12 protein-coding genes are annotated in these 13,233 nt (G+C 73.2%); 5 read left to right on the top strand and 7 right to left on the bottom strand.

Annotation, left to right across the window (positions count from 1 at the left end; all coding sequences use genetic code 11):
• Window positions 1–12: 12 nt before the first annotated feature.
• Entirely contained in the window at window positions 13–729 is a 717-nt protein-coding gene (locus tag AC0HI0_RS13605) for a TetR/AcrR family transcriptional regulator C-terminal domain-containing protein (protein WP_480932699.1), read from the bottom strand.
• Window positions 730–790: 61 nt separating this feature from the next.
• Here AC0HI0_RS13605 and AC0HI0_RS13600 point away from each other — a divergent pair, with 61 nt between their 5' ends.
• Entirely contained in the window at window positions 791–2,326 is a 1,536-nt protein-coding gene (locus tag AC0HI0_RS13600) for an MFS transporter (protein WP_480932698.1), read from the top strand.
• Between the two features lie 3 nt (window positions 2,327–2,329).
• On the opposite strand, the gene AC0HI0_RS13595 is transcribed toward AC0HI0_RS13600, so the two are convergent.
• The 5 genes from AC0HI0_RS13595 to AC0HI0_RS13575 all read right to left on the bottom strand — a co-directional run bounded on the left by AC0HI0_RS13595 (window position 2,330) and on the right by AC0HI0_RS13575 (window position 7,776).
• On the bottom strand, window positions 2,330–3,205 hold the full coding sequence (locus tag AC0HI0_RS13595) for a PaaX family transcriptional regulator (RefSeq protein WP_480932697.1): 876 nt from the start codon (window positions 3,203–3,205) through the stop codon (window positions 2,330–2,332).
• Between the two features lie 4 nt (window positions 3,206–3,209).
• Window positions 3,210–4,874 carry an AMP-binding protein gene (locus AC0HI0_RS13590; RefSeq protein WP_480932696.1) on the bottom strand — a complete coding sequence of 555 codons (1,665 nt, stop codon included), beginning with the start codon at window positions 4,872–4,874 and terminating at the stop codon, window positions 3,210–3,212.
• 64 nt (window positions 4,875–4,938) lie between these two features.
• A complete protein-coding gene (locus tag AC0HI0_RS13585; RefSeq protein WP_480932695.1) occupies window positions 4,939–5,709 on the bottom strand; it encodes a maleate cis-trans isomerase family protein in 771 nt (256 codons plus the stop codon).
• A complete protein-coding gene (locus AC0HI0_RS13580; RefSeq protein WP_480932694.1) occupies window positions 5,706–6,596 on the bottom strand; it encodes a fumarylacetoacetate hydrolase family protein in 891 nt (296 codons plus the stop codon). The genes AC0HI0_RS13585 and AC0HI0_RS13580 overlap by 4 nt, the downstream gene beginning before the upstream one ends.
• A 61-nt stretch (window positions 6,597–6,657) precedes the next feature.
• Window positions 6,658–7,776 (bottom strand): cupin domain-containing protein, encoded by a 1,119-nt coding sequence (locus tag AC0HI0_RS13575; RefSeq protein WP_480932693.1) that lies wholly within the window; start codon window positions 7,774–7,776, stop codon window positions 6,658–6,660.
• A gap of 98 nt (window positions 7,777–7,874) precedes the next feature.
• On the opposite strand from AC0HI0_RS13575, the gene AC0HI0_RS13570 reads away from it, so the two are divergent.
• Genes AC0HI0_RS13570 through AC0HI0_RS13560 form a run of 3 tightly spaced genes read left to right on the top strand, consistent with a single transcriptional unit; the run spans window position 7,875 to window position 11,646 of the window.
• Window positions 7,875–8,294, top strand: coding sequence for an acyl-CoA thioesterase (locus AC0HI0_RS13570; RefSeq protein ID WP_480932692.1), 420 nt, complete (start codon window positions 7,875–7,877; stop codon window positions 8,292–8,294).
• Entirely contained in the window at window positions 8,291–10,612 is a 2,322-nt protein-coding gene (locus tag AC0HI0_RS13565) for an oxidoreductase (RefSeq protein WP_480932691.1), read from the top strand. The genes AC0HI0_RS13570 and AC0HI0_RS13565 overlap by 4 nt, the downstream gene beginning before the upstream one ends.
• A gap of 14 nt (window positions 10,613–10,626) precedes the next feature.
• Entirely contained in the window at window positions 10,627–11,646 is a 1,020-nt protein-coding gene (locus AC0HI0_RS13560; RefSeq protein ID WP_480932690.1) for a carbon-nitrogen hydrolase family protein, read from the top strand.
• Window positions 11,647–11,872: 226 nt separating this feature from the next.
• Here the strand turns inward: AC0HI0_RS13560 and AC0HI0_RS13555 are convergent, their stop codons facing one another.
• Window positions 11,873–12,391 (bottom strand): hypothetical protein, encoded by a 519-nt coding sequence (locus AC0HI0_RS13555; RefSeq protein ID WP_480932689.1) that lies wholly within the window; start codon window positions 12,389–12,391, stop codon window positions 11,873–11,875.
• 45 nt (window positions 12,392–12,436) lie between these two features.
• Between AC0HI0_RS13555 and AC0HI0_RS13550 the strand changes: the two genes are divergently transcribed.
• Window positions 12,437–13,081: a hypothetical protein gene (locus AC0HI0_RS13550; protein WP_480932688.1), complete on the top strand. Its 645-nt coding sequence runs from the start codon at window positions 12,437–12,439 to the stop codon at window positions 13,079–13,081.
• Window positions 13,082–13,233: the final 152 nt, after the last annotated feature.

Here is a 13,233-nt window from a genome sequence, read left to right as displayed (position 1 = left end):
CCGCCGCCCCGGTCAGCCCCGCCGGGACGCCACCAGCGCCTCGACGCCGTCGAGGAGGCGTTGCAGGCCGAACTCGAACTGGTCGCCCGCCCACGGGGACACGCCCGCCTGGAGCGCCCGCAGCAGGCTGGGGTACCGGGTGAAGTCGACCAGTTCGCCCAGCGCCCGGTTCCGCTCGGCGGTCTCGTCCGGCGAGCGGGTGCCGGCCTGCTCGTCCTCCGCGTGCTGGCGCGCGAGGCCGCGCACGTAGGCGTCGATCGACTCGACCACGGCCATCTTCTCGGCCTCGGTCAGCCCGGTGCCCTCCAGCGCCGCGAGCGCGGAGTCCAGCCAGCGCAGCATGTTCGGGCCGGGCGTCGCCGCGGTGGCCACCAGCCGCAGGATCCACGGGTGCGCCCGGAAGGCCACCCAGTCGGCGCGCGCCCAGGCTTCGAGCTTGGCCCGCCAGTCGCCCGGCCACTCGTCCGGCAGGGTGTCCTGCGCGCCGATCGCGTCCAGCATCAGGGCTTCCAGCTCGGCTTTGCCCGGCACGTAGGTGTAGAGCGAGGCGGTGCCGACGCCGAGCGCGGTCGCGATCCGGCGCATGGACAGCGCGGCCAGGCCCTCGGCCTCGGCGACCTCGATCGCCGCGGCGACGATGCGGTCCGCCGTCAGGCCGCGCTGCGGGCCCCTGCTGGGCCGCCGGCCGTCACCCCAGAGCAGTTCGAGCGCCTGGTTCTTTGCGTTCATGACGAAACCCAGTATACCGTTCGGAGTAGATCGAACGGTGTTCGGAGTTTGGGGGGACCAGGTGACGACCGCGGGGGTCGTGCGTCGTCGGCGGGAGCGGCGGGCGCTGTGGGCGGCCACGTTGACCAACGGGCCGAACGAGCTGATCGACTTCGTGCTGCCGCTGTGGGCCGGGGCGTCGCTCGGATTGGGCGCCACCGGGGTCGGTGTGCTCACGGCGCTGGAGATGGCGGTGTCGGTGCTGGTCCGGCCGGTCGCCGGGGTGCTCGCCGACCGGTACGAGCGCCGGTGCGTGGCCGCGAGCGGCGCGCTGCTCTACGCGGTGTCGTGCGCCGGGTACGCGGTGGCGGGCGACGTGGTCGTGGCCTACGGGGCGGCGGCGGTCGGCGGCGCGGGCGGCGCGCTGCTGTGGGTGAGCGTGCGCGCCATGGTCGGCGAGCGGCTGGACGAGGACTCCGGGGTGTTCCCGAGGCTGCTCGGGGCCGAGGAGACCGGGTCGTGGGTCGCGTTCGTGCTCGGGTTGGCGCTGCTCGGCGTGATCGGCTTCGGCGGGCTGTTCTGGCTGTGCGCGGCGGCCTGCCTGCTCGCCGCCGGGTTCCTGGTGACCGCGCCGAAACGCCCCGGGCCCGTCGGGGGCCGCCGGGACGCGGCCGGGGGACTGGGCGCGGCCGGGGGACTGGGCGAGGTCGGCCGGCGGCTGCGGCCGATGCTGTTCGCGGTCGCGATGACGATGGCCGCCGAGGCGGCCGTCTCGCTGCTGCTCCTGCTGCACCTGCAACGCGGGTTCGGCCTGGAGGTCGTCCAGATCGCCTACGTGTTCCTGCCGGGAGCCATCGCGATGAGCGTGGCGGCGGGGTACCTGCACCGCTACGTCGTCCGGTTCGGGCGCTCGCGGGTGCTGACGGCCGCGTCCCTGGCCAGTTGCGCGTTCGCGGTGAGCCTGTCGTGGGCGCCGGGCCCGTACGTGATCGCCGGCCTGTGGGTGCTCAGCGGGCTCGCGTGGGCGGCGGTGATACCGGTCCAGCAGGCGGTGATCGCCGAGGCATCCGGTGCCCGGGTCGGTCGCGGCATGGGGGTCTACGAGTCCGCGTGCCTGGTCGGCGGGCTGGTCGGCAGCCTCGCGGCGGGCGTGCTCTACGACGGCGCGAACTGGGCGGTGGCGTGCCTGGTGGCCGGGGGCGTCATCCTGGCGGGCGCGGTCGTCGTGCCCCGGGCCGTGCGGCGGCTCGGCGTCGCCGAGTTCCCGCCGCCCGCCGAGGACCCGGTGCCCGCCGATCCGGTGCCCGCCGACCAGGTGTCCGCCGAGGACGCGTGGGCCGAGGAGGCGACGGGCGAGGGGGAGGCCAAGCGGTGGACCGGTCTCGCGGTGGACGCGGCCCTGTTCGCCGGCACGCAGGCCGTGCTGGCGTACTACGACCTGTCGTGGGTGCGCGACCTGGTCACCCGCGATCTCGGCACGGTGCTGCTCGGCCGGGTCCCGCGCGACGGGGCGGAGGCGTTCATCTATGGCGCGGGCCGGATCTGGGCGGTCGTCCTGCTGGTCGATCTGGTGTGGACGGTCTGGAAAGCCCTGCGCCGGCCGGCGTCGGTGCAGTAGCGCTCAGCCGGAGACCGTCCGCTCGCCGTACCCCCGGGCGGCGCCCTCCAACCGGTCCTGGAGGCTGAAGAACAGGTCCGCGGCGCGGATGCCGATCCACTCCGGCGGCAGCAGCTCCTCGGGCAGGCCGGGGTCCAGGTAGGGCAGTCGCCGCCAGTCGGTGAGCAGCCGGACGTAGTCGGCGAACGCCGCCCGCTCGCCGGCCGCGCCCGCGCCCGGGGACGGCAGGCCCCGCCACCGCTCCAGCGACGGGCCGTGCTCGGTCAGGAACGCCGAGTACAGCCCTTCGAGCTGGTCGAGGTCCCACCACCGGCGGACCTTGCCGGCCAGGTCGCCGAACGCCAGGTGGTCGGCCCGGAACAGGTCGGCGTAGCCGTGCAGGTCCTGGCTGCGCAGGATGTCGGCGGTGGGCTCGTGCAGGTGCGCGGGCGCGATCCAGACGCCCGGCGCGGCGGTGCCGAACCCCAGCCGGCTGAGCTGGGAGCGCAGCAGGTGCCGCTTGTGCCGTTCGGACTCGGGCACCGAGAACACCGCGAGCAGCCAGCCGTCGGCCAGGGTCGCCCGCTTGCGCCGGAAGATCCGGTGGTCGCCCTCGTCCAGGATGGCCAGGCCGGCGGGCGACAGGGCGTACCCGGCCGCCCCGCCCCGCCGCTCCGCCTGGAGCACGTCGCGCCGCTTGAGCCGGGAGATCGACGACCGGACCGCGGCCTCGTCGATGTCGAGTTCGCCGAGCAGGCCGACCACCGAGGCGACCGACAGCCAGCCGCCGTGGTCGCGGGAGAACAGGCCGTACAGCGTCACGATGAACTGCCGGGGCTGGGCCGCCTTCGCGTAGCTGTCCCCGTCGGCGAACCCGACCTCGCCCGATCCCGTCGTCACGGCGTCACGGTATCAGTGCGTCACCGGCGGTGATCCCGTGCTGCGCCGGGGCCCCGGCCACGTCCGGGGCCTGCTCCCGCACCCGCGCCCGCAGCTTGAACCGCTGCACCTTCCCGCTGGGCGTCTTGGGCAGCTCGGCCACGAACTCGACCCGCCTCGGGTACTTGTACGGCGCGATCACCGACTTGACGAACGCCTGGAGTTCGGCCGCTTTCGCCGGGTCGGCCGACGCGCCCGCCCGCAGCACCACGAACGCGTGCGCGATCGCGCCGCGGTCCGGGTCGGGCGCGCCGACCACGGCGGTCTCGGCGACGTCCGGGTGGTCCAGCAGCGCCGCCTCCACCTCCGGCCCGGCGATGTTGTAGCCGGACGAGATGATCATGTCGTCGTTGCGGGCCTGGAACCAGAAGTAGCCCTCGGCGTCGCGTACGTAGGTGTCGCCGGTCAGGTTCCAGCCGTCGCGCACGTAGTCGAGCTGGCGCGGGTCGGCGAGGTAGCGGCACCCGGTGGGGCCCTTCACCGCGAGCCGGCCGGGCACGCCGTCGGGCGCGGGGTTGCCGTCCTCGTCCAGCACGACGGCCCGGAACCCGGGCACGGCCTTGCCGGTCGCGCCGGGCCGGATGTCGTCGTCGGCGGCGGAGATGAAGATGTGCAGCAGCTCGGTGCCGCCGATGCCGTTGATGATCCGCAGCCCGGTCTCCCGGTGGAAGTGCTCCCAGGTGGACGGTGGCAGGTGCTCGCCCGCCGACACGCACCGCCGCAGCCCGGACAGCTGCGCCGCCTTCCCCGCCGCCAGCATGGCCTTGTACGCGGTCGGCGCGGTGAACAGCACGGTCACGCCGTGCCGGGCGACGACGTCGGCGAGTTCCCCCGGGGTGGCGCGCTCGACCAGGAACGAGGACGCGCCGAACCGCATCGGGAACACCACCAGCCCGCCCAGGCCGAAGGTGAAGCCGATCGGCGGCGTCCCGGTGAACACGTCGTCGGCCTCGGGCTTGAGGACGTGCCGGGCGAACGTGTCGGCGCACGCCAGCACGTCCCGGTGGTAGTGCATGGTGGCCTTGGGCCGCCCGGTCGTCCCGGAGGTCGGCGCGAGCAGCGCCACGTCGTCGGACGCGGTGTCCACGGCGGTGAAGGTGTCCGGTTTGGTCGCCGAGCGCGCGACCAGGTCGTCGGGTCCGGCCCCGCCGTAGAGCAGGCTCGGCACGCCCTCGGGCAGGTCGGCCGCGAACCGGTGGTCGGACAGCACCAGCCCGGTGGCGGTGAGGTCGACCAGTTCGGCGATCTCCTTGGCGCGCAGCAACGGCATCACGGTCACCGCGACACCGCCCGCCTTCACCACGGCGAACCACGCGGCGACCGTCCACGGGTTGTTCGGCCCGCGCAGCATCACCCGGTTTCCGGGCCGCAGGCCGAAGTCGTCGACCAGCACGTGCGCGATCCGGTCGCTGCGCGCGGCCAGGTCGCCGTAGGTCCAGGTCTCGTCGTCGGTGCGCAGGCACGGGCGGTCCGCGCCGAACCGGCGGATCGCGTCGTCCAGCAGGACCTCGGCGCAGTTGAGGCGGTCCGGGTAGTGCAGTTCGGGAAGGTCGAACACGAAGTCCGGCTGCTGCTCCGGCGGCGGGAGGTGATCCCGGCAGAACGTGTCGACGTGGGCGGATCTGTGCATCGGCAGCACTCCTTCCCGGAGTGTCGGGACGCTGGGCCAAGGGGGCGGGCGCACGGCGGGTGCGTCAGGTGCGGAACGGCGCGTCGGCGTAGCCGCCGGCCAGGAGGGTGCCCGCGCCGGGTGCGTGGGCGGGCAGGTCGAGCGCGCGCATGAGCTGGTGCGCGGTCGCGATCGACGCGGACAGCACGGGTTTGCCGAGTTCCTGCTCGACGATCTCGACGGTCTCCAGCGACGGCATCTGCACGCACGCGGACAGCACGATCGCGTCCGCGTCCCGGTAGTCCAGCGCCGCGGCGATGGGCACGAGGTTCTTCGGGTCGTGCGCGGCCACTTCGAGGTTGTCCGGGATCTCCAGCGCGGTGTAGTCGGCGACCTCCACCCCTTCGTCGCGGATGTAGTCGACCACCGTCTCGGTGAGCGGCTTGAGGTACGGGCACACCACCGTGATGGACCGCGCGCCGATCAGGTGCAGCGCGTCGACCAGGGCTCCGGCGCTGGTCACGACAGGTGCGGGCGCGCCGTTCTCGGCGGCGATCGCGCCCAGGTTGCGCTCGGACGTGCGGTGGTAGCCCTGCCCGAGGCTCATGATGGCGACCAGGCAGGCGTACCCGAGGACGTCCACCCGCGCGTCGGACAGTTCGGCGGCGCAGCGGCCCGAGTCGGCGTCCATGGCGGCCAGTTCCTCCTTGCGCACGTGTTTCATGCGCATCCTGCTGGAGTGGAACGTGAACCGCTCGGGCGCGACCGCCTCGCGGGCCCGGAAGATGGCCGGGATCTCGGTTTCCATGGTCACGTTGGAGCTGGGCACGATCTGCCCGATCCGGAAGGTCCTCACCGGACGTCCACCACCGGGTTGCGCAGCGTGCCGATCCGCTCGACGGTCGCCTCCACCACGTCGCCGGGCCACAGCCACACCTGCGGCGTGCGGCCCGCGCCGACGCCGGCGGGCGTGCCGGTGGCGATCACGTCACCGGGTTCCAGGGTGATGCCGGCGCTGATGTCGGCGATCAGCTCCGGGATCCGGAACAGCATGTACCGGGTGCTGGACTTCTGCCGCACCTCGCCGTTGACCTTCAGCGACAGCTCCAGCGCGTGCGGGTCGGGGATCTCGTCGGCGGTGCGCACCGCCGGGCCGAACGGCGCGTAGGTGTCCTGGCCCTTGGAGTAGAACCACAGGCCGCCCCGGCGCTGGTCGCGCGCGCTGATGTCGTTGAGCACGCTGTAGCCGAACACGTGCTCCAGCGCGCGTTCGGCCGGGACCCGCTTGGCGGTCTTGCCGATCACCACGGCCAGTTCGCACTCCCAGTCGAGCTGCTGGGTGAGGTGGCCGTTGTGCTCGATCGCCTCCTCCGGGCCGATGACGGCGGTGGCGGGCTTGGCGAACAGCACCGGCCGCTGCGGCAGCTCCTGGGCGGTGTCCAGGGCGCGGGCGGACTCGGCGACGTGCTCGGTGTAGTTGAGGCCGACCGCGATGATCTTGCCGGGCCGCAGCGGGGCGTGCAGCGCCACGGTGTCCAGCGGGTGCGCGACGCCGTCCGGGAGCGGCCCGTCGAGCAGGGCCGCGACGGCGTCCGCCGCGTCGCGCTCGACCACGTCGAGCAGCGTGCCGGGTGCCGGCGCGGACCGCGCGGCGGCCAGCGCGCCGACGTCGACCACGTCGGACTCCCGTTGCACGCCGAGGCGGCGGGGACCGCCCTCGGTGGAGAAGGTGACCAGCAGCATGGGTGATCCGTTTCTGGAACGTCTCTTCTGGAACGGTTGTCCGGCGTCGGTTTCCGGGTGGTCAGGCGACCGGCTGGTGGCCGTCGTTGTCCGAGTAGGCCTCTTCGCGGAAGAACCCGAGGGCACGCATGACCGGGAAGTCGTTGAAGGAGAACAGGCAGGCGTCGTCGGACCGGCTGGCGTTGGCGTGCTCGTGCCACGCCCAGGAGGGGACGCAGAAGATGTCGCCCTCGGTCCAGTCGATGCGCTGCCCGGCCACGATCGAGGTGCCGCTGCCCTTGGCCGCGGTGTAGATCTTGGAACCGACCTGGCGGTGCGCCAGCGTCGACTCGCCCGCCCGCAGCAACTGCATGTGGGCGCTCATCGTGGGCATGACCGAGCCGCCGGTCAGCGGGTTGCTGTACTCCATGATGATGCCGTCGTACGGGGAGCCGTCGGTCGCCTTGGCGGCGTTGAGCAGCGCCTCGTAGGTGGTCTCCCACGGGTAGGCGAGCAGCGGCGAGTGGTTCTTGTGCCACGTGTCGCCGAAGGGCCGCAGCTGGCCCGCGCCGTAGACGTGCAGGGAGGAGTTCGTGATCCCCTCCTGCTTCTGGTAGACGTCCGGGTGCACCTCGTAGAACGGCGCGTCCAGGGCGTTGACCAGCGGGATGTCCAGGCCGTCCTGCCAGATGACCGGCCCGTCGGTGCCCTCGATGCCCTCGTTGCCGTGCTCGTGCCACGTCCAGTTGGGCGTGATCGCGAAGTCCCGGGGCCCCACCTTGAGCTTCTGGCCGTCGACGATGGTCCACGCGCCGGTGCCCTCGATGACGAAGCGGAGCGCGGCGGCCTGGTGCCGGTGCGCGGTCATCGACTCGCCGGGGCCCATGATCTGCAGGCCGCTGTAGAGCAGGCCCACGGTCGCGGCGATGTCGCGGCGCAGCGGGTTGTACAGCGCGACCACGCGGCGGCCCGCGTCGTCGCCGCTGACCAGCCGCAGCGCTTCCATCACCAGCGGTCGCAGCTCCTGGTAGCTCCACTTCACCGGCACGGACTGCGGCTGCGGGTACCACGGCTCGATCTTGTTCGCGACGGTCCACAGGGCGCCCGCGTCGAGGCGCTCCAGCTTCTCGTAGTAGGCGTGCAGGTCGGCGTTGTCGGTCACGCGAGCGCGGCCAAGCACGTCGTCGCTGTAGGTCGTCATGGCAGCTCCTCGCCACTCTGCGCGATATCTCGTTGTCTTGACGAACGTCACGATCGCGCAATACCGTTCGCGGTGTCAAGAGTCCTGGAGGGGCAGCTATGGCGACACCGGATTCCCGGCCCGAGGTGACGATCGAGCGCCGCGTCGAGTGGCACGACACCGATGCCGCCGGGCACCAGCACCACTCCGCGATCCTGCGCTGGGTGGAGCACGCCGAGGCGGAACTGCTGCGCGGACTGGGACTGGCCCGGCTGTTCGGGCGTTCGCCGCGCGTCCGGCACGAGGTCGACTACCGGGCCCGGCTGTGGTTCGGCGAGACCGTGCGCACCCGGCTCCGCGTGGTCCGGGTCGGCCGGACCTCGCTGCACTACGAGTTCACCGTGCACGGCGAGTCCGGCGTGGCCGCCGAGGGCGCGCTGGTCGTCGCGCACGTCGAACCGGGCGCGCCGGGCGCCACGCCGTGGCCCGACGACGTGCGCGCGGCCCTGGCCGGCGCGGTGCGGGCGGGTGACCGATGAGGATCGCGATCATCGGCGGCGGCCCCGGCGGGCTGTACTTCGCCGCCCTGGCCAAGCGGCTGGACCCCGCGCGGGAGATCACCGTCTGGGAGCGCAACGCGGCCGACGACACGTTCGGCTTCGGCGTGGTGTTCTCCGACGAGACCCTGGACGGCATCGCGGGCGCGGACCCGGTCATCGCCGCCGCCATGGAGGCCGAGTTCGCCCGGTGGAGCGACATCGACATCCACTACCGCGACACCGTGCGGACCTCCGGCGGCCACGGGTTCGCCGCGATCGAGCGCAAGCGGCTGCTGCAGCTGCTGCGCCGGCGCTGCGCGGAACTCGGCGTGGACCTGCGGTTCTCCACCCTCGCGCCGGACGCCGACGAGCTGCGCCGCGACCACGACCTGGTGGTCGCCGCCGACGGGGTGAACTCGGCGACCCGGGCCAAGTACGCCGACGTGTTCCGGCCGTCGCTGGACGAGCGCAACTGCCGGTACATGTGGCTGGCCACCGACCGCGTGCTGGAGGCGTTCACGTTCCTCGTGCGCGAGACCCCGCACGGCCCGCTCCAGGTGCACGCCTACCCGTTCAGCGCCGAGCGCAGCACGTTCATCGTGGAGCTGACCGAGGCCACCTGGCGCGCCGCCGGGTTCGCCGGGCTGGGCCGCGACCTCCCGCCGGGCCGCAGCGACGAGGAGAGCGTGGCCCGGTGCGCCGCGCTGCTCGGCGACTTCCTCGACGGGCACTCGCTGCTGACCAACAACTCCAAGTGGGTCCGGTTCACCACCGTGCGCAACGCGACGTGGCGGCACGACAACCTGGTGCTGCTCGGCGACGCCGCGCACACCGCCCACTTCTCCATCGGCTCGGGCACCAAGCTCGCCATGGAGGACGCGCTCGCGCTGGCCGCCGCGCTGGAGACCGCCGACCCGATCGGCACCGCCCTGGAGCGCTACGAGGCCGAGCGCCGCCCGGTCGTGGAGTCCACCCAGCGGGCCGCGCAGGCCAGCCTGGAGTGGTTCGAGACCATCGACCACGCGGTGGGCCAGGAGCCCGAGCAGTTCGCGTTCAACCTGCTCACCCGCAGCCGCCGGGTCACCTACGACAACCTGCGGCTGCGCGACCCCGAGAACATCGCCGAGCTGGACCGCTGGTTCGACACCGGCCAGGACGTGCCGACCCCGCCGCTGTTCCAGCCGTTCCCGCTCGGCGGCACGACCTTGCGCAACCGGGTGGTGTCCGCGCCGGTCGCGCTCTACCGGGCGGTGGACGGCGTGCCCGGCGACGCGGAACTGCTGCACGTGGCCGGGAAAGCGTTGGGCGGCAGCGGCCTGGTGCTCGCCGGCATGACGGCGGTCAGCGCCGAGGGCCGCGTGACGCCGGCGTGCCCCGGGCTCTACACCGACGAGCAGGTGGCCGCGTGGCGGCGCGTCACCGACGCGGTGCACGACAACAGCGGCGCGCTGGTGGGGGTGCAGCTCAACCACTCCGGCCGCAAGGGCTCGACCGCCGTGCCCGGGGCCGGGTCGCTGGGCGCGGCGCTGGAGGACGGCTGGCCGACCGTCGCGCCGTCGCCGATCGCCTACCGGGGGCTGCCCGCTCCCCGCGAGCTGACCGAGGGCGAGCTGCACGTGCTGGTCGGGGAGTTCGCCGCGGCCGCCGCGCGCGCCGACGCCGCCGGGTTCGACGTGCTGGAGATCCAGGCGGGGCACGGGTTCCTGCTGTCCACGTTCCTGTCGCCGCTGACCAACGAGCGCACCGACCGCTACGGCGGCGGACTCGCCGGGCGGCTCGCGTTCCCGCTCGCCGTGCTCGACGCCGTCCGCGCGGTGTGGCGCAAACCGCTGCTGGCCAGGATCTCGGCGGTCGACTGGGCGCCCGGCGGCACGACCGTCGAGGACGCGGTGCGGATCGCCGCCGCGTTCGCCGAGCACGGCGTGGACGCCGTCGACGTGTCCAGCGGCGAGGTCGTGCCGCACGAGCGGCCGGCGTACGGGCGCGGCTACCAGACCCCGTTCGCCGCGCGGATCCGTGCCGCGACCGGCGTCGCGACGATCGCCGTCGGCGGCATCTCCGGCTACGACGACGCGAACTCCGTGCTGCTGGCCGGCCGGGCGGACCTGGTCGCCGTCGGCCGCGCGCACCTGCACGACCCGGCGTGGACCCTGCACGCGGCGGCCGAACTGGACTACACCGGTCCCGGCGCGCCCTGGCCGCCGATCCACGCCGCCGGCCGCGCGAAACCGCCCTCGGCCGGCCGGGCGCGGCCGTCGCTGTCGCTGCGCCCCGCCGAACCCGAACCCGTGCACCAGCGCTGGCTGCCCGGCCGCTAGCGAGGAGAAGGAACATGGACGACTTCCCGTGCTTCACCGCCGCCGCCGTGCAGGCCGCCCCGGTGTACCTCGACCCGGCGGCCACGGTCGCGAAGGCCGCGTCGATCATCCACGAGGCCGCCGGCCGGGGCGCGGAGCTGGTGGTGTTCCCGGAGGTGTTCGTCGCCGGGTACCCGTACTGGAACTGGACGATGAACCCGGTCGCCGGGTCCCCGCTGTACGAACGGCTCTACCGCGCGTCGGTGGACGTGCCCGGACCGCACGTCGACGCGTTGCGCGCCGCCGCGGCGGCCACCGGCACGACGGTCGTGATCGGCGTCAACGAACGCGGCCGGCACAGCCTGGGCGTGCTCTACAACACCGTGCTCACCATCGGCCCGGACGGCTCGCTGATCGGCCGGCACCGCAAACTCGTGCCCACCTGGGCGGAGAAGCTCACCTGGACGCCCGGCGACGGCAGCACGGTCGTCGTGCACCGGACCCCGATCGGCCCGCTCGGCGTCCTGGCGTGCGGCGAGAACACCAACACGCTGGCCCGGTTCTCCCTGCTGGCACAAGGGGAACTCGTGCACGCCGCCAACTACATCGCGCTGCCGGTCGCGCCCGCCGACTACGACATGGCCCAGGCGATCGCGATCCGCACCGCCGCGCACGCGTTCGAGGGCAAGCTGTTCTCCATCGTCGCCTGCTCCACGATCACCGACGAGATGATCGAGGTCGCGGCGGGCGACGACGTGGAGACCGCGCAGCGGATGCGCCGCCCGAACAGCGCCCTGTCGGGCATCTTCGGCCCGGACGGCAACCCCGTCACCGAGCCGCTGATCGACCGGGAGGGCATCGTCTACGCCGAGATCGACCTGGCCCGCTGCATCCAGCCCAAGCAGATGCACGACATCATCGGCCACTACAACCGGTTCGACGTGTTCCGCCTGCACCACAACACCACCCCGACCACACCCCTGGTCCAGGAACCGGTCGCGCCGGGACCGCTGCAAGGCCCGTGGTCGCCGGACGAGGCGGAGCCGGCCGGCTAGGGCGGAACCGTTGTCGCCGCAGCGGCGATCGGGAAGGCCGGGCCGGTATCACGCGGCGGTCGCCCACCCGCGTTCCACCGCGAGATCCACAACAGCGCCACGCGGAGCACTGCGGATTGCCGAAGCGCGTCGGCGGCGTCCGGCCGACCGGACGCCGCCGACGCGCCCTGAACGCGGGTCCGCCCCGCGACCCGCGAGGAAGCGCCGGTCGCGGGGCGGACCCGGCCTACACCGTGCCGTTGAAGCGGTCGGCCAGGTAGGCGGCCTTGGCCGCGTCGTCGCGCTCGGAGTACAGGAAGCGCGACCACGCGGCGCGCTCGTGCAGCACCGCGCCGAGTTCCCAGACGCACACCACTTGCAGGTGCGGCCCCTGCTCCAGCTTCTGGAACCCCTCGTGCTGGGTGACCTCGCGGTAGTAGACGCTCAGCCACATCTCGTTGTTGTTGCGCCAGGTGGCGACGATGACGAAGTGGAACGACTCGCCGCACAGGTGGTGCACCACGAAACCCAGGTCGCCGGAGACCGCGAGGTCGCCGGCGGCGACCTGGTCCACCAGGAACCGGTGGCCCTGCGCCCGCACGTCGGGGTCGACCACGGCGTCGGCCTTGCGGACCTCGTACCACTTGAGGTGGGAGTCCGACAGCACCACGTCGTGCTCGGGCAGCGCGAGGACCTCCTTGGGGTAGTGGCGGTAGCCGTCTTCGACGCTGGTCAGCTTGGCGAGGTGGGCGAGATTCGTGGTCACGGCACGGGATCGTAAGCCCGGCGGGCCGGGCTAGTCTGCCCCGTTGTGAAACCGGATCTGAGCACCCTTCGGGCCGCCGTCGTCGAGTTCGGCGGCTTCTCCCAGCCGGACAGGTCGTGGACGGCGCTGCTCGCGGCCACCGCCCCGGCGATCGACCTGGCGCTGCCCGCGCACCGCGAAGCCGTCCACCGCTGGCTCAACGCGTGGGGCTGCCGCATCCGCTACCCGAAGCCCGGCGAGCCGCAGGTGTTCGACACCGGCCTGGCCGCGTGGTGGGCACGCCGGCGGGACGCACTGCCCACTGTGGAGACCCGGATCGGCGAGTTGACCGACGCACGGATCGCCGCGCTCGGCGAGTGCTTCGGCGACTTGGCCGCGACCCCGGCCGCGACCACCCGCTCACTCGGCCCGACCGCCGCGTCCAAGCTGCTGTTCGCCTTGCGCCCCAACAGCTTGATGCCGTGGGACGACCTGATCGCGCAGAAGCTGCACGGCGCCCGCGACCGGGCCGCCTACGCCGCGCACCTGGCGCTGGGCCGGGGTTGGGCGCTCGACCTGCTCGCCGAGTCCGGAACGGACGAACCCGGGCTGCTCGCCCTGCTCGACCGGCCCGGCCGGTCGCTGGCGAAACTGCTCGACGAGTTCTGCTACCTGGTGCACACGCGTAATTGGTCGGTCACGGTCGGCTAGCGGGTGATCGGCCGGCTACCGTCGGCGAGCGGCCGATCGGCGGTGTCCGGTGGCCCGGAAACCTGCCCGACGGCCTCCTCATAAGCGTTGGTTATGAGGAACCACGTCTCACTTGGAATGGCTCGTTGACATGGCCCGGCCGGTGCCTACTA

The organism is Saccharothrix sp. NBAS 001, assembly GCF_056640475.1.
The sequence above is the reverse complement of the archived record's forward strand: the minus strand, read 5'-3'. Positions and strand labels throughout refer to the sequence as shown.